Annotated in this window: 14 protein-coding genes and 1 other RNA gene; 5 read left to right on the top strand and 10 right to left on the bottom strand. The window is 68.0% G+C overall.

Annotated features, from left to right (window positions below):
- Nucleotides 1-286 precede the first annotated feature (286 nt).
- Nucleotides 287-1243, top strand: coding sequence for a tripartite tricarboxylate transporter substrate binding protein (locus ACUTR7_RS13820; protein WP_012203366.1), 957 nt, complete (start codon nt 287-289; stop codon nt 1241-1243).
- A 5-nt stretch (nt 1244-1248) separates the two neighbouring features.
- On the opposite strand, the gene ACUTR7_RS13825 is transcribed toward ACUTR7_RS13820, so the two are convergent.
- From ACUTR7_RS13825 to pcaB, 3 genes are read right to left on the bottom strand one after another with little or no spacing between them, the layout of a single operon-like run.
- Nucleotides 1249-2682, bottom strand: coding sequence for a class II fumarate hydratase (locus ACUTR7_RS13825; protein ID WP_445609038.1), 1434 nt, complete (start codon nt 2680-2682; stop codon nt 1249-1251).
- A gap of 4 nt (nt 2683-2686) precedes the next feature.
- Nucleotides 2687-3679, bottom strand: a complete 993-nt coding sequence (locus tag ACUTR7_RS13830) for a tripartite tricarboxylate transporter substrate-binding protein (RefSeq protein ID WP_012203368.1) — start codon at nt 3677-3679, stop codon at nt 2687-2689.
- 44 nt (nt 3680-3723) lie between these two features.
- Entirely contained in the window at nt 3724-5106 is a 1383-nt protein-coding gene (gene pcaB, locus ACUTR7_RS13835; protein ID WP_428140756.1) for a 3-carboxy-cis,cis-muconate cycloisomerase, read from the bottom strand.
- Nucleotides 5107-5203: 97 nt separating this feature from the next.
- Between pcaB and ACUTR7_RS13840 the strand changes: the two genes are divergently transcribed.
- Nucleotides 5204-5950, top strand: a complete 747-nt coding sequence (locus ACUTR7_RS13840; protein ID WP_034390462.1) for a GntR family transcriptional regulator — start codon at nt 5204-5206, stop codon at nt 5948-5950.
- Here the strand turns inward: ACUTR7_RS13840 and ACUTR7_RS13845 are convergent.
- Together ACUTR7_RS13845 and cysK are read right to left on the bottom strand one after the other, a co-directional pair.
- Nucleotides 5947-7803: an ABC transporter ATP-binding protein gene (locus ACUTR7_RS13845; protein WP_013804128.1), complete on the bottom strand. Its 1857-nt coding sequence runs from the start codon at nt 7801-7803 to the stop codon at nt 5947-5949. The genes ACUTR7_RS13840 and ACUTR7_RS13845 overlap by 4 nt on opposite strands.
- A 312-nt stretch (nt 7804-8115) precedes the next feature.
- On the bottom strand, nt 8116-9033 hold the full coding sequence (cysK, locus tag ACUTR7_RS13850) for a cysteine synthase A (protein WP_013804126.1): 918 nt from the start codon (nt 9031-9033) through the stop codon (nt 8116-8118).
- A 140-nt stretch (nt 9034-9173) separates the two neighbouring features.
- Between cysK and ACUTR7_RS13855 the strand changes: the two genes are divergently transcribed.
- Nucleotides 9174-10109 carry a LysR family transcriptional regulator gene (locus ACUTR7_RS13855; RefSeq protein ID WP_017406934.1) on the top strand — a complete coding sequence of 312 codons (936 nt, stop codon included), beginning with the start codon at nt 9174-9176 and terminating at the stop codon, nt 10107-10109.
- Nucleotides 10110-10129: 20 nt separating this feature from the next.
- On the opposite strand, the gene ACUTR7_RS13860 is transcribed toward ACUTR7_RS13855, so the two are convergent.
- From ACUTR7_RS13860 to ACUTR7_RS13875, 4 genes are all read right to left on the bottom strand, one after another.
- On the bottom strand, nt 10130-11500 hold the full coding sequence (locus tag ACUTR7_RS13860) for an amidase (protein WP_070080667.1): 1371 nt from the start codon (nt 11498-11500) through the stop codon (nt 10130-10132).
- Between the two features lie 50 nt (nt 11501-11550).
- Nucleotides 11551-12228, bottom strand: coding sequence for a DUF2848 domain-containing protein (locus ACUTR7_RS13865; protein ID WP_445609039.1), 678 nt, complete (start codon nt 12226-12228; stop codon nt 11551-11553).
- 87 nt (nt 12229-12315) lie between these two features.
- Nucleotides 12316-13635 carry an MFS transporter gene (locus ACUTR7_RS13870; RefSeq protein WP_445609040.1) on the bottom strand — a complete coding sequence of 440 codons (1320 nt, stop codon included), beginning with the start codon at nt 13633-13635 and terminating at the stop codon, nt 12316-12318.
- A gap of 274 nt (nt 13636-13909) precedes the next feature.
- Nucleotides 13910-14809 (bottom strand): DMT family transporter, encoded by a 900-nt coding sequence (locus ACUTR7_RS13875; protein ID WP_012203377.1) that lies wholly within the window; start codon nt 14807-14809, stop codon nt 13910-13912.
- Nucleotides 14810-14905: 96 nt separating this feature from the next.
- On the opposite strand from ACUTR7_RS13875, the gene ACUTR7_RS13880 reads away from it, so the two are divergent.
- Nucleotides 14906-15700 carry an AraC family transcriptional regulator gene (locus tag ACUTR7_RS13880; RefSeq protein ID WP_043780839.1) on the top strand — a complete coding sequence of 265 codons (795 nt, stop codon included), beginning with the start codon at nt 14906-14908 and terminating at the stop codon, nt 15698-15700.
- Between the two features lie 56 nt (nt 15701-15756).
- An RNA gene (gene rnpB, locus ACUTR7_RS13885) (RNase P RNA component class A) lies at nt 15757-16189 on the top strand.
- A gap of 44 nt (nt 16190-16233) precedes the next feature.
- Here rnpB and ACUTR7_RS13890 read toward each other — a convergent pair.
- The gene (locus tag ACUTR7_RS13890) at nt 16234-18708 is read right to left on the bottom strand and encodes a TonB-dependent siderophore receptor (RefSeq protein ID WP_445609041.1); all 2475 of its coding nucleotides are present in this window, start codon (nt 18706-18708) and stop codon (nt 16234-16236) included.
- Nucleotides 18709-18743: the final 35 nt, after the last annotated feature.

An 18743-nucleotide genomic window follows, 5' to 3' on the forward strand; every position in this document is an offset into this window, starting at 1 on the left:
GGCAGGGACAAAAAACATCCCTGAATGGCAGCCGCTCTGAAGGCATACGTGTCACGTCAAAGACATGCCCCAATCACCGCGATGCGCACAAAAAGCAGCCCACAAACTCTGCAAACCAAGTAACCACGTCACCCTGCGCTATAGAGTTCCACTCCCCGCACCCACGCTGCGCGTTTTCCCCAGACGCCCCAACGCTACGGGCTTGCCCGAATCCATGGTTGGCATGCATCCATCTAAATTGAACAGCAGCAAGTTCGATGGTCGTGAGCCTCTGAGGAAGATGGAAATGCAAAGACGAGTGTTTGGCGCATGGATGTGCGCATCGGTCCTGATGACGGGCGCAGCATGGGCGCAGGACAGCTATCCCAGCCGCCCCATCAGCCTGGTCGTGCCCTACGGCGCGGGCGGCGTGACCGACGTGGTGGCGCGTGCGCTGGCCCAGGGCATGGGCAAGCAGCTGGGGCAGACCGTGGTGATCGAGAACAAGCCCGGCGCAGGCGCGTCCATGGGCGTGATGGAGATGCGCACGGCCAAGCCCGATGGCTACCGCCTGACGCTGGCGCCCGTGAGCATCTTCCGCCAGCCCCACATCCAGAAGGTGCAGTACGACCCGGTGCGCGATCTCAGCTACATCGCCACGTACATGACCTATGACTTCGTGCTGGCCGTGCCCCAGGACTCGCCGTTCAAGACGGTGCAGGATCTGGTCGAGTTCGCCAAGAAGAATCCGGGCGCCGTGGATTACGGCACGCCGGGCAAGTTCACGGCCAACCACGTGGTGATGGCGCTGCTGGAGCAGGCCACGGGCGCACGCTTCACGCATGCGCCCTTCAAGGGTGATGCCGAGGCGCTGAACTCGCTGATGGCCGGCCACATCAAGTCCGGCGTGTACGCCAACACGGTGCTGCCGTACCTGAGCTCGGGCAAGCTGCGCGCGCTGGCCTCGGCCTCCGAGGTGCGGCCCGAGGCCTTTGCCAACGTGCCCACGTTCCGCGAGGCCGGTTATGCCTTCGATGTGCCCTCGCCCCTGGGCATCGCCGGGCCGCGCGGCCTGCCGCCCGAGATCGTGCGCAAGCTCGAAGCCGCCATCAAGGCCGCCATGGACGACCCGGCCTTCCGCCAGGTCGTCGGCAACTACGGCGTGCGCACGCAGTTCCGCGGCAGCCAGGAGTACACGGCGTTCGCCAGGAAGGCGTTCGAGGACGAGAAGAAGATCGTGCAGAACATAGGCCTGGAGGATTGAGGCCGCTACGCGGGCGGCAGCCCGGCCATGGCCCGCAGGTCCACCAGCCGGTCGTACTCGGCCGCCGTGATCAGCCCCAGCGCCACGGCCGCCTCGCGCGGCGCAATGCCGCGTGCCATGGCCTCGCGCGTGATGCGTGCCACGGCGTCATAGCCCAGTACCGGGTTGAGCGCGGTGGCCTGCAGCAGCGAGTGGCTGACCTGCTGCTCCAGCCGCTCGGTGTGTGCCTGCAGGCCGGCCACCAGCTTCTCGGCAAACACGCGGCTGGCGTCGCCCAGCGCGCGCATGGCGCGCAGCAGGTGGTGGATCAGCACGGGCTTGGCCACGTTGAGCTCGAAGTGCCCGGCCGAGCCCGCCAGCGTGACGGTGAGGTGGTGGCCCATGGCCTGGTAGGCGGCCTGCACCACGACCTCGGCCACGGTCGGGTTGCGCTTGCCCGGCATGATGGAGGAGCTCAGCCCATCGTCGGGAAACACCAGCTCCCCCAGGCCGCAGCTCGGGCCTGAGCCCAGCAGGCGGATGTCATTGGCCATCTTGGCCAGCGAACCGGCCACCACGTTGAGTGCGCCCGAGACCTCGATGAGCGCATCGTGCGCGGCCATGCCTTCGAACTTGCAGGGGTTGGGCGTGACCGCCAGGCCCGTGAGCGCCTGTATCTCCTCGCAGAAGACCCGGTCGAATCCGGCCGGCGCGTTGAGCCCCGTGCCGGCCGCCGTGCCGCCCTGTGCCAGGCTCCACAGCCGGGGCTGGGTGGCCTGCAGCCGGTGGATGCCATGGCCCACCTGGTGGGCAAAGGTCTCGAAGCTCTGGCCCAGCGTCATGGGCACGGCGTCCATCAGGTGCGTGCGCGCCACCTTGAGCACGCCGGCAAAGGCCAGGGCGCGTTCCTGCAGGCGCTGCTGCAGCCGCTCCAGGGCGGGCAGCAGGTGGTCGCGCAGCTCCAGCGCCGTGGCCAGGTGCATCACCGTGGGAAAACTGTCGTTGGACGACTGCGAGGCATTGGCATGGTCGTTGGGGTGGACCGGGCTGCGCGTGCCCGGGGGCTGGCCCAGCATCTGGTTGGCGCGGTTGGCGATGACCTCGTTGGCATTCATGTTGGTCTGCGTGCCCGAGCCCGTCTGCCAGATGGTCAGCGGGAAATGCGCGTCCAGCAGGCCGTCGTGCAGTTCGGTGGCCGCGGCCTCGATGGCCGCGCCGCGCTCGTCGTCCAGCACGCCCAGGCGCCGGTTGGCGCGCGCTGCCGCCAGCTTCTGCAGCCCGAAGGCGCGGTACAGGCCCTGCGGAAAGCGCTCCTCGCCAATGGTGAACAGCTCCAGCGCGCGCTGGGTCTGCGCGCCCCAGAGTCGGTCGGCAGGGATGTGGACGGGGCCGAAGGCATCGTGCTCGATGCGGGTATGAGCTTGGGTCTGTGCCTGGGCCTGGGTGCGTGTCTGGTCCATGGGCTCAGTCCAGCGAGATCTTCGCGTCGGCCGCCACCTTGCGCCAGCGCTCCACCTCGGCGGCCGTGTGGCGTGCCAGGGCTTCGGGCGCGTATTGATCTGCGGGCAGCAGGCGTATGCCCTGGGCGGCCATCCTGTCGGTCCAGGCCTTGTCGGCCAGCGCCTTGGTATAGGCCTGGTAGACCTTTTGCACCACGTCGCGCGGCGTGCCCTTGGGCGCGTAGATGCCGTACCAGGTGGCGGTCTCGAAGCCGGGCAGCAGCTTCTGGCCCAGTGCGGCGGCGCCCGGGAACTGGGGCATGGGCTTGTCCGAGGTGAGGGCGATGGCGCGTATGCGCTCGCCCGCCAGCTGGGGCAGGGCGGTGTTGGTCTGGTCGAACATGGCATCGACCTGGCCCGAGATCACATCGGTCATGGCCGGCGCCGCGCCCTTGTAGGCCACCTGGGTGATCTCCATCTGCGCGCGGCTGGCGAACAGCGCCGCCACCAGGTGCGAGGTCGATCCCACGCCCGCGTTGCCGAAGTTCAGCCGGCCCGGGTTCTGCTTGCCGAAGGCCACCAGCTCTTCGGCCGTCTTGTAGGGGGAGTTCTTGCCCACCAGCAGCACCAGCGGCGTGTCGGGGAAGCGGAACACCGCCTCGAAGTCCTTGACCGGGTCATAGGCCAGCTTCTTGTACAGCGACGGCGCCGCGCCCATGTAGCCCATGTGGCCGACCAGGAAGCTGTAGCCGTCGGGCGCCGAGCGCGCCGCCTTGGCCGCGCCGATGGTGCCGCCCGCGCCCGGCACGTTCTCGATGATGATCTGCTGGCCAAGTTGCGTGCTGGTGCGCTGGGCGATGTCGCGTGCCATGGCGTCGGTCGGGCCGCCGGCCGCGAAGGGCACGATCCAGGTCAGCGGCTTGGCGGGGTAGCCGCCCTGGGCGTGCGCGGCCAGGGCGAAGGTGGTGGCGGCCAGGGCAAGGGCCAGGCGTGGCAGGCGGGGAAGATGGAAAGGCATGGTGTTGTCTCCTGTAGTGCTGTGTTCTGTCCTGGGCCGGTGTGTCAGCGGCCGCTGGCTGTATGGGCGCGCGACAGCGCAAGGGCGCGGTCCACCATTTGCGGGGCCTCGCCCAGGTAGTTGCGCGGGTCGGTGAGGCGCTGCAGCGCCGCGCGGTCGAAATGGGCCGTGACTTCGGGCAGGCGGGCCAGCGCATCGGCCAGCGTGCCGCCCTCGGCGTTGACGCTGCGGCAGGCGGCATAGACGATGTCGTGCGCCTGCTGGCGGCCCGTGTGCGGGGCCAGGCCCATCATCACGGCCTCGGCCACGATCAGGCCGTCGGTCATGTCCAGGTTGCGGGCCATGCGTCCGGGATCGACGATGAGGCCGCCCAGCATGAAGCGCGCCTGGTGCAGGGCGCCGGCCGAGAGCACGAAGCTCTCGGGCAGGGCCACCCATTCGGCGTGCCAGGGGCCGGTGGCGCGCTCCAGGTCCTGGACCATGGCGTCCAGCATCAGGCCCGCATGCTGGCGCACGGCCTTGGAGGCGGCCAGCATCAGCTCGCTGGAGATGGCGTTGCGCTTTTGCGGCATGGTGCTGCTGGCGCCGCGCCCCGTGACGAAGGGCTCGAACACCTCGCCGAACTCGGTGGAGGACAGCAGCATCACGTCGTAGGCGATCTTGCCCAGCGAGCCGGTGACCAGGGCCAGGAAATTCACGGCCTCGGCCAGGCCGTCGCGCGCCACATGCCAGGTGGTGGCGGGCACGCCCAGGCCCAGTTCTTCCATCAGCAATTGCTGCACTTCCAGGCCCCGGCCGCTCAGCGAGGCCAGCGTGCCTGCCGCCCCCGCGAACTGGCCCACCAGCACGCGCGGGCGCAGTTCCTGCAGGCGCTGGGCATGGCGGTCGAACATGGCCAGCCAGATGGCGGCCTTGTAGCCGAAGGTGATGGGCAGGGCGTGCTGCAGGTGCGTGCGGCCGGCCATGGGCGTGTCGCGGTGGCGCTCTGCCAGGTCGGCCAGGATGGTGCGCAGCGCGGCGATGTCGGCATCGACCAGGTCCAGCGCATCGCGCACCTGCAGCACGGTGGCCGTGTCCATGATGTCCTGGGTGGTGGCGCCCCAGTGGATGTAGCGGCCTGCGTCGCCGCACTGTTTCACCAGCTGGTGCACCAGCGGCAGGATGGGGTAGCCGACAATGTCGGTTTCCTTGCGCAGCAGCTCGAAGTCCAGCGCGTCGAGGCTGCAGCGCTGCGCGATCTCGTGTGCGGCCTCGGCCGGAATCACGCCGCAGCGGCCCTGGGCGCGCGCCAGCGCGACCTCGACCTCGATGTAGCGCGACACCAGCGCGCTGTCGGCGAAGATGGCGCGCATGGCGGGGGTGCCGAAGGCGTCGCGGAACAGCAGCGAATCGATGGCGGTGCTGGAGGTGAAGGACGGAAGGGTCATGGTGCGCAATTGCAATTAAGTTCGGACATATCGATATTTTTATTTATGTACGTACATTACGAACATCCGGGTTTGCCTGGGGTGAGGGCCTGCGCCCATGGCTGAGACACGCTATGCCCAGGTGGCGCGCGACCTGTCCGAGCGCATTGCCTCGGGCGAATACGCCGTGGGCGCCCTGCTGCCCACCGAGCTGGAGCTGTGCGACCGCTATGGCGTGAGCCGCCACACCGTGCGCGCGGCGATTGCCGAGCTGCAGCAGTCGGGGCTGGTATCGCGGCGCAAGAAGGTGGGCACGCGCGTGGAGGCGGCGCAGCCCCATGCGCACTACCGCCAGGCGCTGACCTCGCTGGAGGACCTGGTGCAGTTCGGCGCCACCCATGTGCGCGAAGTGCGGCGCATCGAGGAGGTGGTGCTGGACCAGGACCTGGCCGCCGAGCTGGACTGCCCGGCCGGCAGCCGCTGGCTGGCCATCTGCAGCCTGCGCCGCGACGGCGCCGCGCCGCACCTGCCCATTGCCTGGACCGTGGTCTATGTGGATGCGCAGCGCTTTGACACGCAGGAACTGGCCCAGCGCGTGCGCGCCGCGCCCGAGTTGCTGGTCAGCAGCCTGCTGGAGCAGCAATACGGCCTGCGCATCGCGCGGGTGCGGCAGGCCGTGGTGGGAGCGCTCATTCCGGATGCGCTGTCGGAGGAATTGCAGGCCCCGGCCGGGTCAGCGGCGCTGAAGATCGTGCGCCGCTACCTGGATACCGATGGGGAGTTGATGGACCTCAGCGTGACCTTGCACCCGGCCAGCCGCTACACCTTGCATACGCAGCTGGACCGGGATCTGGCGAGCGTCTAGCCGTTGGCGTTGGCAGCTTCCGAGCCCTGCTCTGCGAGGAAGCCGCCGCTCTGGTGCGACCACAGCTTGGCGTAGATGCCGCCCAGCTCCAGCAGTTGCTGGTGCGTGCCCTGCTCGACGATGTGGCCCTGGTCCATGACGATGAGCCGGTCCATGGCCGCGATGGTCGACAGGCGGTGGGCGATGGCGATCACGGTCTTGCCGTGCATGAGGCTGTCCAGGCTTTGCTGGATGGCCGCCTCGACCTCGCTGTCCAGCGCGCTGGTGGCCTCGTCCAGCAGCAGGATGGGCGCGTCCTTGAGCATGACGCGCGCAATCGCCACGCGCTGGCGCTGGCCGCCCGACAGCTTGACGCCGCGCTCGCCCACCTGGGCGTCATAGCCGCCACGGCCCTTGAGGTCGGTCAGCGTGGCGATGAAGTCCGAGGCCTCGGCCTTTTGCGCGGCGGCCAGCATCTCCTGCTCGGTCGCGTCGGGGCGGCCGTAGAGGATGTTGTCGCGCATGGAGCGGTGCAGCAGCGAGGTGTCCTGCGTGACCATGCCCACCGCGCCGCGCAGGCTGTCCTGAGTGACGGTGCGTATGTCCTGGCCGTCGATGGTGATGCGCCCGCCCTGGGCTTCATGGAAGCGCAGCAGCAGGTTCACCAGCGTGGACTTGCCCGCGCCCGAGCGGCCGATCAGGCCGATGCGCTCGCCGGCGCGGATGTGCAGGTTCAGGTGGTCGATCACCTGCTTGCCGCCGTCCTTGTAGGCAAAGCTCAGGTCCTCGAAGGCGATGGCGCCGTGCGTGACCTGCAGCGGCCTGGCGTCGGGCGCATCCACGATGGTGCGCGGCTTGGTCAGCGTGAGGATGCCGTCCTGGATGGTGCCCACGTTCTCGAACAGGCCCGTCATCTGCCACATCACCCAGTGCGAATAGCCCATCAGGCGCAGCGCCATGGCGATGATGGCCGCCACCACGCCTGCGCTGGCCTGTCCGGCCGACCACAGGTACAGCGCCGTGCCCGCCGAGCCCACCAGCAGCATCGTGATCATCAGATGGTTGACGATCTCGAACTGGCTGACCAGCCGCATCTGCGCATAGCCCGTGGACTTGAAGGCCTCCATGGCGTTGCGCGCGTACTCGGCCTCGCGGCGCGTGTGGGCGAACAGCTTGACGGTGGCGATGTTGGTGTAGGCATCGGTCACGCGGCCCGTCATCATGGAGCGTGCATCGGCCTGCTCCTTGCCGATCTTGCCCAGGCGTGGAACGAAGTAGCAGCAGGCGCCGATATAGGCGGCCAGCCACAGCGCAAACGGAATCATCAGCCGCCACTCGAAGCTGGCCGCCAGGATCAGGATGCCGATCATGTAGACGCTCACGCCCACAAGCACGTCGACCACCATGAACACCACTTCGCGCACCGACAGCGCGGTCTGCATGATCTTGGTGGTGATGCGGCCCGCGAACTCGTCGGCATAGAACGACATGCTCTGGCCCAGCATCAGCCGGTGGAACACCCAGCGCAGCCGCATCGGGAAGTTGATGGCCAGCACCTGGTGCATCACCGCCGTGTGAAAGGCCAGCAACAGCACGCTGGACAGCAGGACGGCGGCAATGCCCCACACCGTGCCGCGCTGCTCTGCCCAGAAACCGGCCGGCGACACCGTGGACAACCAGTCCACCACATGGCCCATGAGGGCGAACAGCGCCGCCTCGTAGACGGCCAGCAGCGCCGAGGTGCAGGTCAGCAGCGCGATCCAGCCGCGCATGCCTTGCGTGCAGGCCCAGATGAAGGCAAAAAATCCCTTGGGAGGGACCGTGGGCTCGACGCTGGGATAGGGCGGAACGCGTTTTTCAAAGAAACCGAACAAGATTTTTTTACTCCTTGGTCAGACCATCGTAGGCCAGAGTCGGGTTTGCCCGATGCCCGTTCAGCATGACCTTGGGCCGCAACATGTTTTGTAAGAAATCTCCACACAACTGTCCTACGCGTGGGTTCGCGCCCGGATTTCAGTGCAGGGGAACACGGCGCCGTGGGGAAGATTGTCCGCGTCCGGGGCCGCTTCGTTGTGCGCGAATGGGGAATGCAGCATGCCGCTGGCGGCAACAAAAAAGGCCTCTTGCGAGGCCTTGTGTTTCATGCCGCAGTGCAGTGCACTGCAGCGGGCGGGGCTTGCCGCCGGTCAGGCAGGCAGAAAGCCTTCCACCGACAGGTAGCGCTCGCCCGTGTCGTAGTTGAAGCCCAGCACCTTGGCGCCTGCGGGCAGCTCGGGCAGCTTCTGCGCGATGGCGGCCAAGGTGGCGCCCGAGGAGATGCCGACCAGGATGCCTTCCTCGCGGGCCGAGCGGCGTGCGTACTCGCGCGCGGGTTCGGCCTCGACCTGGATCACGCCGTCCAGCAGGCTGGTGTCCAAGTTCTTGGGCACGAAGCCTGCGCCAATGCCCTGGATGGGGTGGGGCGAGGGCTGGCCGCCCGAGATCACGGGTGAGGCGGCAGGCTCCACGGCAAAGACCTTGAGCTGGGGGAACCTGGCCTTGAGCACCTTGGCCACGCCGGTCAGGTGGCCGCCCGTGCCCACGCCGGTGATCAGCACATCCAGGCCTTCGGGGAAGTCGGCCAGGATTTCCTGGGCCGTGGTGCGCACATGCACATCGATGTTGGCGGGGTTCTCGAACTGCTGGGGAATCCAGGCGCCGGGCGTCTGGCTGGCCAGTTCCTGGGCGCGGGCGATGGCGCCCTTCATGCCCTTTTCCTTGGGCGTGAGGTCGAAGCTGGCGCCGTAGGCCAGCATCAGGCGGCGGCGCTCGATGCTCATGCTCTCGGGCATGACCAGCACCAGCTTGTAGCCCTTGACGGCGGCCACCAGGGCCAGGCCGACGCCGGTGTTGCCGCTGGTGGGCTCGATGATGGTGCCGCCGGGCTGCAGGGCGCCGGACTTCTCGGCGTCCTCGACCATGGCCAGCGCGATGCGGTCCTTGATGGAGCCGCCGGGGTTGCCGCGCTCGGACTTGATCCACACATTGGCACCGGCGCCGAACAGGCGGTTGATGCGCACATGGGGCGTGTTGCCAATCGTTTGCAGGATGTTGTCAGCTCTCATCGGACCTCCGCGAGTTGGGGTGGTGGTTGGACAGTCGGGGGTGGCGCGCAGACACTGCGCGAAAACCAGGCATTCATTGTGCACGCAGCTGTTCTATGCATGGGCTATATCGATATGGCCTGGACGGCTAACATCGCCGCATGAATCTACGGTTCCTGGAAACCTTTGTCTTGCTGGCCGAGCTGCGCAATTTCCGCATGACGGCCGAGCGGCTGTACACCACGCAGGCCGCCGTCTCCAGCCGCATCGCCACGCTGGAGCAGGAGTTCGGCGTGCGCCTGTTCGACCGTGGCGTGCGCGAGGTCACGCTGACGGCCGACGGCGCCAAGGCCCTGGTCCATGCCGAGCGCATGCTGCGCCTCATGCGTGAGATGCGCGAGGACATGCTGGACAAGCAGGCCTATGCCGGCGTGATCCGCATCGGCGCCATCGAGTCCATCGTGCACAGCTGGTTCCCCGATTTCCTGGCGCTGCTGCAGCAGCGCTATCCGCGCCTGCAGGTGGAGATCGCCTGCGACACCACGCTGCACATGTCCGATCAATTGGTGAAGGGCCAGCTGGACCTGTCGCTGCAGGCCAAGCCCGTGACGGCGGCCGGCGTGGGCCATCTGTCGCTGGGTGAATTTCCCATGGCCTGGGTGGGCAGCCCCAAGCTGGGCATTGGCGACGAGACCCTGAGCCTGGCCGAGCTGGCGGCCTTTCCCATCATGTGCTTTGCGCGCGGCTCCGAGCCGTATGCGGTGATCGAGCAGTTGTTCTCCACCGAAAGCAGCGCCTCGGTGCACCTGAACTGCATTGCCTCGGTGGCCACCATGATCCGCGTGGTCTGCGACGGCCTGGGCGTGGCCGCCGTGCCGCCGGCCATCATCCAGCGCGAGCTGGCCGAGCAGCGCCTGCGCCTGCTGCGCGTGGACCGGGAGTTCCCTTCGCTGCCGCTGGTGGCCTGCTACCGCAACGACCACCAGAACCCGCTGACCGAAGTGGTGGCGCGCGCGGCCGAGGAGACCGCCGCCGCCTTTGCGCTGAACCACGGCCAGGCCGTGGCCCGGCTGCCGGGCAGCGGCCTGGGCGGCTAGGCCCGAGGCCGCCTGGTCGATCAGCCCTGCGCCGAAGCCAGCAGCTGCTCCACGGCCAGGGCCACGGACAGCAGTCGCCGGTCCTGCCCGCCGAGGCCGGCCAGGCTCAGGCCCACGGGCGCCTCGCCTGCGCGGTGGCAGGGCAGGGAGATGGCGCAGCCGTCGAGGAAGTTGATCAGCGTGGGGTTGCGCAGGATCAGGCCGTTGGCGCCGAAGTAGGCCTCGTCGCTCTGCGTGAGGTCGGCGATCTTCGGGGCGACCACGGGCACGGTGGGCATGACGATCAGGTCATGGTCGGCCATCTGGGCGCTCACGGCGGCAATCCACTGCCTGCGGCGTGCCAGCAGGTCGATGTAGTCGGCCGCGCTGATGTCCTTGCCGCGCAGGATGCGCGTGCCCACGCGCGGGTCGTACTCGGACAGGCGCGTGGCGATGTGGTGGCGGTGCCAGGCCCAGGCCTCGGCGGCCGTGAAGCCTCCCTTGGAATTGATGTCGGCCAGCTCGCCGAAGGGCGCGACCACGGCGTGGGTGATGTGGGCGCCCGCCTGCGACAGCAGGGACAGGGCGCGCTCCCAGGCGGCGGCCACGGTGGCGTCCATGCCGTCCAGCACCACGTTGGTGGGTGCCAGCAGGCGCAGGCCCTGTAGCGGCGCGGCATGCAGCTCGCCCAGCGGCTCGCCGGAGAGGATGGCGTCCAGCGTGGCGCAGCAGCGCACGCTGGGGGCCAGCGGGCCGATGGAGTCCAGGTTGGCCGACAGCGGCAGCACGCCTTCCATGCTCACGCGGCGCGCCGTGGGCTTGAAGCCCGTGAGCCCGCACAGCGCCGAAGGAATGCGCACCGAGCCGCCCGTGTCCGAGCCGATGGCCGCCATGGCCATGCCGTCGGTGACCGAGATGGCCGCGCCCGAGGACGAGCCGCCCGGGATGCGGCCGCCGCCCTCGTCACGCTGCCAGGGATTGCGCGGCGTGCCGTAGTGCGGGTTGATGCCCAGTCCCGAGTAGGCGAACTCGGTCATGTTGGTCGTGCCCACGATGACGGCGCCGGCCTGGCGCAGGCGCTGCACCACTTCGGCCGTGCGCTGCGCGGGCGGTGCGTCGGCCAGCAGGCGCGAGCCGCCCAGCGTGGGAAAGCCGGCGATGTCGAACAGGTCCTTGACCGAGACCGGCAGGCCCTCGATGGGCGAGCGCGCCAGGCCGGCCGCACGCAGCACGTCGCTGGCACGGGCCTCGGCCAGGGCCGCGCCCTGGAACACGCGCGTGAACACCTTGGGGCCTTCCCCCGACATGGTGCGGGCCAGGGCCTGCTCGGTCAGCTGCACCGAGGTGGTTTCGCCGCCATGCAGGCGCTGTGATGCCAGTTCCAGGCTGGGCAGGGGGAGGGCTTGGGTCATGTGGGAAGTCCTGTGGGTGAAGGCGGGCGTGGGCGGATCGGAGTCGTGGCTCAGGCCACGACGTCCAGCAGTTCGCTGCGGTAGCTGTGGCGGATGGAACGCTGGCTGCGGGGATCGTACAGCTCCATGGAGAACTGCGTCGAGGGGCGGATGCCACCGATGGCGCCCACCGTGCCGCAGGTCATGCCGCAGCCTGCGGGCAGCAGATCCTTGCCGCCCGTGAAGCCTGCGATCAGGTCCTGGGGCGTGCGCAGGCTGGCCAGCGTGCCTTCCTGGTAGAGCACATCGCGGCCGTCTTCCACGATCCACGAGCGCACGACCAGCTCATCCCAGTGGCCGGCCACGTCGGCAAAGCGCCAGGCCTGGGTGGCCACGGGCTTGACGCAGGCCTGCTTGGAAAAGGCCACGCTGTAGGCTTCCAGCTTGCGGTCCGTGTGGTCGGAGGCCAGGCTCACGAACATCTCGCCTTCGTGCGTGAACACGAAGACCTCGACCTCGCCGGAGGAGTCCGGGCCCAGCACCTGCAGCGCGCTGCGCTGGCTCAGCTGGTTGCTGGAGATGCGGTAGTACAGCGGCACGGCGCTGGGGCGCGGGATGCCGATGGCGGCCAGCTCCTCGATGTGGTGCTCGATGGCCTCGCGGTCGCGGCCGGCCCAGCCGGCGACGATCAGGGTGTCGAATTCAGGGGCGAAGGTCTGGCCCTCGGGGGTGGTGAACTGCAGTTGCATGGCAGGCGATCCAGGGAAAAGGCGGGGCCGCAGGCCCCGGTGGGAAAGAGGAGGGGGCAGTGGCGCGCGCGGTGCCGCGCGCAGGCATCACTGCTTCTTGACGAAGAGCACGACCAGGAAGGCCGCCAGGAATTCGAGGGCTGCCACGAAGTACAGGCCCGAGGACAGCGATCCCGTGCTGGTCTTGAGCGCGCCGATCATGTAGGGCGCCACGAAGCCGGCCAGGTTGCCGATGGAGTTGATCAGCGCAATGCCGCCGGCCGCCGCCGTGCCGGCCAGGAAGGCGGCAGGAATCGACCAGAACACGGGAAAGGCCGCGAGGATGCCGATGGAGGCCAGCGTCAGCGCGCACAGGGCGAGCACGGCGTTGTGCAGGAACAGGCCCGTGAGGATCAGGCCCGCCGCCGCGATCAGCGCGGACAGGGCGCAGTGCATGCGGCGCTCGCCGGTCTTGTCCGAGTGCATGCCGTTCCAGACCATGGCCAGGGTGCCGGCCAGGAAGGGAATGGCCGAGATCAGGCCGATCTGCAGCGTGTTCTGGATGCCGATCTCCTTGATGATGGACGGCGACCAGAAGGCAATGGTGGCGTTGCCGCTGACGATGCAGAAATACACGGCCGCGCACAGCCACACGCGGTAGTTGCGGCATGCGTCCAGGAACGACACATGCTTGTGGCCGGCCTGGTTTTCTGCCTCCACGGCGGCGGTCACGGCGCGCTGCTCGGCCGGGCTCAGCCACTTGGCGTTGGCGGGCTTTTCGGGCAGGTACAGCAGCACGAAGAAGCCGGCGATCACCGAAGGAATGCCTTCCAGGATGAACAGCCACTGCCAGTTGGACAGATGGCCCACGCCCTGCATGCCGTTCATGATGGCGCCCGCAATCGGGCCGCCCACGGCGCCTGCAATGGCGAACGAGGTCATGAACAGGCCGTTGACGCGCGCCCGATGGCGGGCCGGGAACCAGTAGGTCAGGTACAGCACCACGCCGGGGAAGAAGCCGGCCTCCACCACGCCCAAGATGAAGCGCAGCACGTAGAACATGGTGGGCGTGGTCACATAGGCCATGGCCATGGAGGCCGCGCCCCACAGGATGGTGATGCGCGCCAGCGTCTTGCGTGCGCCGATCTTCTCCAGCAGCAGATTGCTGGGCACTTCGAACAGGAAGTAGCCGATGAAGAAGATGCCGGCACCCAGGCCGTAGATGGCCTCGCTGAACTGCAGGTCGTCCAGCATCTGCAGCTTGGCGAAGCCGACGTTGACGCGGTCTATCCACGCCAGGATGAAGAGCAGCACCAGAAAGGGAATCAGGCGCCAGGCGATCTTGCGGTAGGTGGCGTCCATGTCGGGCGGCGATGCCTGGCCGGCGCCGTGGGCGGGGGAATGTGCGGCGGATGCCGGACTGCTCATGGGGTGTCTCCTGTCTTCGACGGTGCAGCGGGCACACGGACCGGGGCGGGGCCCGTGTGTCTCAGGGGCTTCAGGCGCTGGCGGGTCTGCAGTGAGACCGGCCGGGCGTCTGGAGCTGTTCCTGTGGCGGCAGTATCGAAAGGCGGGACAGGGCTGTCCAACAAGAAATTATGAGCAGGCCTGAATGCAAATTCTTATGGGCAGAGCTGGTGCGGGCGCCGCACCGGCATGCAGCATGCGTGCACCATTTGCGCTCGGGAAAACCCTGATTTTTTCAGGCGGTGGCGGCGGCACGCGGTGCGCGCAAAGGCTGCTTCCACAGCTCGGCCAGCAGCAGGCCGCCAATGGTCAGCACGCCGCCCACGGCGTGGTAGGCCGCCAGGGGCTCACCCAATGCCATGAAGGCGATCACGGCCGTGAAGATGGGTACCAGGTTGAAGAACATGCTGGAGCGGCCCGGCCCGATGCGCGCCACCGACATCATCCACAGCAGCGGCGCGGCGATGGAAGCCATGATGCCCGCAAAGCCCACCAGCGGCAGGTTGGTCGCGTTCAGCCCCGTGCGCGGCGCCATCAGGAACAGCGGCAGCTGCGCGATCACGGCCACCAGGATCTGCAGGTACAGCAGTTGCACCGTGGCCAGGCGCGGCATGGGCCAGCGCTTGAGCAGGATGTTGTAGACCGCATAGGCCAGCATGGCCACGAACATCAGCGCGTCACCGCCATTGAGGCCCTGGGTGAGCAAGGTGGCAGGCTGCCCCGAAGACACCACCAGGGCCACGCCCGCAATCGCCAGCACGCAGCCCAGCACGGCGCCCCGGCTCAGCGCCTGGCCCAGCATGGCGGTGGACAGGCCCAGCACCATCATGGGCGTGAGCGAGCCGATCAGGCCCATGTGCGTGGCCGATGTCATATGGGCCGCGTAATAGGCCAGGCTCTGGTAGATCACCATGCCCAGCATCCCCAGCACGATGAGGCGCGGCAGCAGCGGCCGGATGTCGGCGCGCTGGCGCCAGATGGACGGCAAAAGGAAAGGCGTGAACAGCACGGCCGCCACCAGCCAGCGGTAGAAACCGATCTCGGCCGCGCCGATGCTGTCGGCCGCCATCTTGCTGACCACGGTATTGACCGACCAGATGAGCACGGCGATCAAAGGGAAAAGGTAAGACCCCATTGGAAGACTCCTAAGACTGGTCCTATGATCGTTCTGTCCGACTTGGAGTGCATCCCTGGTTTCGGACAATCGATAGCGCAACCCGGACCATCCGCCATGCCCCGTCCCAGCAAGCCCATGCACATCCAGAACGTCGAGGATGTGCCGGGCGAGTACTACTTCCGCTACGACGAATTCGGCGCCGACACCGAGGTGCCGCCGCACAGCCACAGCTGGGGACACCTGAACTACACGCCCCACGGCAGCATGTGCATGGACACGGCAGGCCAGCACTGGGTCTCGCCGCCGCAGTACGGCGTCTGGGTGCCGCCCGGCGTGGTGCACAGCTGCCATGTGGCGCACGCCGTGGTCTACCGCTCGGTCTACCTGGCGCCTGCGCTGTGCAGGGAGCTGCCGGCGCAACCGTGCTCCATGCGCATCGGCGCCATCGTCAAGGCCATCCTGGCCGACTTTGCCGTGCGCGACGTGCACATTCCCGCCACGGATGCCGACCTGCGCCTGGCCCGTGTGCTCTACGACCAGTTGCGGGCCGTTCCCGTGGAGCCCGGCTATCTGCCGGCCGCCGAACACCCGGCCCTGGTCGAAGTGCTGACCCGCATGCGCGCTGCGCCCGAGGACCACCGCAGCCTGGCCCAATGGGCCGCCAGCGTGCACATGACCGAGCGCACCCTGGCGCGCCACTGCCAGCGCGAGCTGGGCATGGGCCTGGGCGAATGGCGCCAGCGCATGCGCTACCTGCTGGCCATCGACGCGCTGGAGGCCGGCCTGAGCGTGCAGCAGATCGCCTATGACCTGGGCTACAGCACGCCCTCGGCCTTCATCGCCATGTTCCAGCGCGAGGCCGGCACCTCACCCGAACAATTCCGCCGCGAGTTCTGCATGCCGCCGTGAGGCTGTTGCGCCATCTGCCTGCAGCCCGGCCCAAGCCGCGAGATAATGCCGCCCGTGAAGCACGCCAGACCGCCGCTGGTGCAATCGTGGAAACACGGCACTGGAGGAACGTCCGGACTGCACAGGGCAGCGTAGCAGCTAACGGCTGTCCACCGTGAGGTGAGGATCAGAGCAACAGAGACGAGTCGGGGACATGTGCCGCCAACTTGGTGTTCTATGGGGTGCCAGCGCAAGCTGGCGACGGATGGCGCAAGCCAGACGCCCAGGCGAAAGCCTGGGCCCCATAGCCACCCGGGGACGCGGAACGCGTCCCCGGGTGAAACGGGCAATCTCTACGCGCAGCAATACCAAGTAGGCACACGTTGACGGGGCCCCCGGAGTGTGCGGGTAGGTAGCACCGAGCCGGGCGGCGACGCCCGGCCCAGATTAATGGCGGTCACATGCGGGCAACCGCGTGCACAGAATCCGGCTTATCGGCGCGCTTCACACTTTCTTTCATGCCCCGCCACCGGCGGGGCATTTTCATGGGCGGTTCAGAACTGGTATTTGGCCGTCAGCAGCAGCCTGCGCGGCACGCCGAAATAGTTGCCGCCGTTGTTCGTGCCCAGGGTCTCGAAATAGCGGCGGTCGAACAGGTTGCTGACGTTCATCTGCAGGTCCAGCTGCCGGTTCACCCGATAGCCGATGACCAGGTCGGCCACGGCATAGGCGGACTGGCGGATTGCATAGCCTTCGGCGCTGGTCAGCGACTCGGACGTGGTGCGGCTCTGGTAGCGCAGGCCACCGCCCACGCGCCATGCGCCCAGCTCGCCGCCCAGGTGGTACATGGCCGACAGCTTGAGCTGGTGGCGCGGCGTGTAGCTGGCATAGGGCGCGCCCTTGGCGCCTTCGGTGCTGTCGCTGGCGATCTTGGCCTGAGTGAAGGTATAGCCAAGGCCGGCGTTCAGGCGCGGCAGGATCTCGCCGCTGATGTCCACGTCCAGCCCCTTGCTCTTGACCTTGCCGACGGAGCGGTAGCAATTGGTCTTCACCGTGCAGGAGTTGATGTCCGCGATGGCCTGGGGCAGGTTGTCCTGCGTGGTGTTGAACACGGCAACGGCCAGGTTCACGCGCTCGTCCAGGTAGCTGCCCTTGAGGCCCAGCTCGAAGTTGCGGCCCTCCACCGGCGCCAGCATGCTGCCCGAGACATCCAGAAAATCCTGCGGCCGGAAGATGCTGGTGTAGCTGGCATAGGCCGAGTAGGTCTTGCTGATGTCATAGGTCAGCGCGGCATAGGGCGTGGCATGGGCTTTCTCGCTGAATTCGCGCTCCCGGCTCCAGCTGCCCTGGCGCTGGACGTTGGTGAAGTCGTACCAGTCCAGGCGCGCGCCGGCGATCAGGTTCAGTGGCTCGGCCAGCAGGAAGCGGCCCGTGGCGTAGGCCGAGGTGAGCGTGGTCTTCTGGCGACGCGTCCACAGGTCTTCGGCCAGCAGGCCGGAGCGGTCCAGCGAGTCGGGGTTCCAGGTATAGGGATCGACGCCATTGGCGATCAGCCATTCCCCCGTGGGCGACAGGTAGCTGTAGCCCTGGTCGCTCCAGCGGATGGTGCGGCGGCTGACGCCGAAGGCCAGGTCATGCTCGCGGCCGAACAGGCGCACGGGGCCCTGGGCCGAGGCATCGAGGCTGAGCTGGCGCTTGTCGTAGTCGTACAGGCCGCCGGCCACGTCGTAGCGCGTGCGGCCCTGGTCGTCCAGGCCGCCCGAGACCAGGTATGCGCCGTCCAGCGCGGACTTGGCCTGCAGGGCGCGCGCGGCCAGCCTGGCCTTCCAGCCGTTGTCGAAGCGGTGCTCCAGGTCGGCGAACAGGCTGACCTCCTTCTTGTCCCATTTGCTCCAGGAGGGCGAGAAACGCCTGGATCGCGCAATGTCGAGGAAGGAGCCATCGAAGCCCATGGGCACGCCCATCCATTGCGAGCCGGGGTTGTCCTCGTTCACATAGGAGCCGCCCACGCTCAGCGTGGTGTCGCGCCCCAGGTCGAACTCGGCGGTGCCGTACAGCAGCTGGCGACGGCTGCTATAGCCATCAATGAAGTGGTCACGCGACTGGGCCGAGGCCACCACACGCCCGCGCGCCGAGCCGTGCTCGTTGAGGGCGCCCCCCACATCGACCTCGCCCACGGCCTGGTTCCAGCTGCCGCCGCGCAGGGTGACCGAGCGCTGGGTGGTGCGCGGCGCGCGCTTGCGCACGAAGTTGATCGTGCCCGAAGGGTCGCCCACGCCCGTCATCAGGCCCGTGGGGCCGCGCACCACTTCCACGTGGTCGTACATGGCCATGGTGTCGTAGGTGGAGGTGTCGGTTTCATACGAGACGGGCACGCCGTCCTGCAGGAAGGAGCCGATCACGAACCCGCGCGAGAAATAGCGCGCCCGGTCGTCGCTCCAGCGGTTGATGGTGATGCCGGTGGCGCTGTTGGCCACGTCGTCGATGGACAGCATGCCCTGGTCGTCCATCTTCTGGCGCGTGACCACGGTGAGGGACTGGGGCGTCTCGCGGATGGACAGCGGCAGCTTGGTCGAGGTGCTCATCAGCCCCGTGGTGTAGGAGCCCGAGCCCTCGGTGGTCGTGGTCTCGCCCACGGCGGAAACCGTGACTTCGGGCAGGGCCACGGTGCCGGCGCGCTTTTCCACCACCAGCGTGCCCTGGCTCACATGGCCTTCCAGCCCGCTGCCGCGCAGCAGCCGGGCCACGGCGGCGGCGGTGCTCAGGCGCCCTTCCACGGCGGGCGCACGGCGGCCCTGCACCAGTTCAGGCGCGGCCAGCAGCTGCAGGCCAGCCTGGCGGGCCAGTTGGGCCAGTGCCTGGTCCAGCGGCTGGGCGGGAATGTGGAAGTCGGTGCTGGCGGCCGTGGCTGTGGCCGGTGCCGCCTGGGCCAGAGCGGCTGGAGACAGCTGCAGGGCCAGCAGCGCGATGCCCGCGGCAACGGCATGGTGGCGGGCAAGGCGGGAAGGCTTGGAGGGGAAGGAAGACATGGAAGGTCCCGTGGCGGATCTGGGCAATGGCGATT

Source organism: Delftia sp. NA_296.1 (assembly GCF_052692095.1).

Coding starts and splice junctions, on each gene's coding strand:
- ACUTR7_RS13825 (WP_445609038.1), bottom strand. CDS start 2,682: ATGGACCAGACACGCACCCAGGCCCAGGCACAGACCCAAGCTCATACC.
- ACUTR7_RS13865 (WP_445609039.1), bottom strand. CDS start 12,228: ATGCAACTGCAGTTCACCACCCCCGAGGGCCAGACCTTCGCCCCTGAA.
- pcaB (WP_428140756.1), bottom strand. CDS start 5,106: ATGACCCTTCCGTCCTTCACCTCCAGCACCGCCATCGATTCGCTGCTG.
- ACUTR7_RS13880 (WP_043780839.1), top strand. CDS start 14,906: ATGCCCCGTCCCAGCAAGCCCATGCACATCCAGAACGTCGAGGATGTG.
- ACUTR7_RS13860 (WP_070080667.1), bottom strand. CDS start 11,500: ATGACCCAAGCCCTCCCCCTGCCCAGCCTGGAACTGGCATCACAGCGC.
- ACUTR7_RS13840 (WP_034390462.1), top strand. CDS start 5,204: ATGGCTGAGACACGCTATGCCCAGGTGGCGCGCGACCTGTCCGAGCGC.
- ACUTR7_RS13820 (WP_012203366.1), top strand. CDS start 287: ATGCAAAGACGAGTGTTTGGCGCATGGATGTGCGCATCGGTCCTGATG.
- ACUTR7_RS13890 (WP_445609041.1), bottom strand. CDS start 18,708: ATGTCTTCCTTCCCCTCCAAGCCTTCCCGCCTTGCCCGCCACCATGCC.
- ACUTR7_RS13875 (WP_012203377.1), bottom strand. CDS start 14,809: ATGGGGTCTTACCTTTTCCCTTTGATCGCCGTGCTCATCTGGTCGGTC.
- ACUTR7_RS13870 (WP_445609040.1), bottom strand. CDS start 13,635: ATGAGCAGTCCGGCATCCGCCGCACATTCCCCCGCCCACGGCGCCGGC.
- cysK (WP_013804126.1), bottom strand. CDS start 9,033: ATGAGAGCTGACAACATCCTGCAAACGATTGGCAACACGCCCCATGTG.
- ACUTR7_RS13830 (WP_012203368.1), bottom strand. CDS start 3,679: ATGCCTTTCCATCTTCCCCGCCTGCCACGCCTGGCCCTTGCCCTGGCC.
- ACUTR7_RS13855 (WP_017406934.1), top strand. CDS start 9,174: ATGAATCTACGGTTCCTGGAAACCTTTGTCTTGCTGGCCGAGCTGCGC.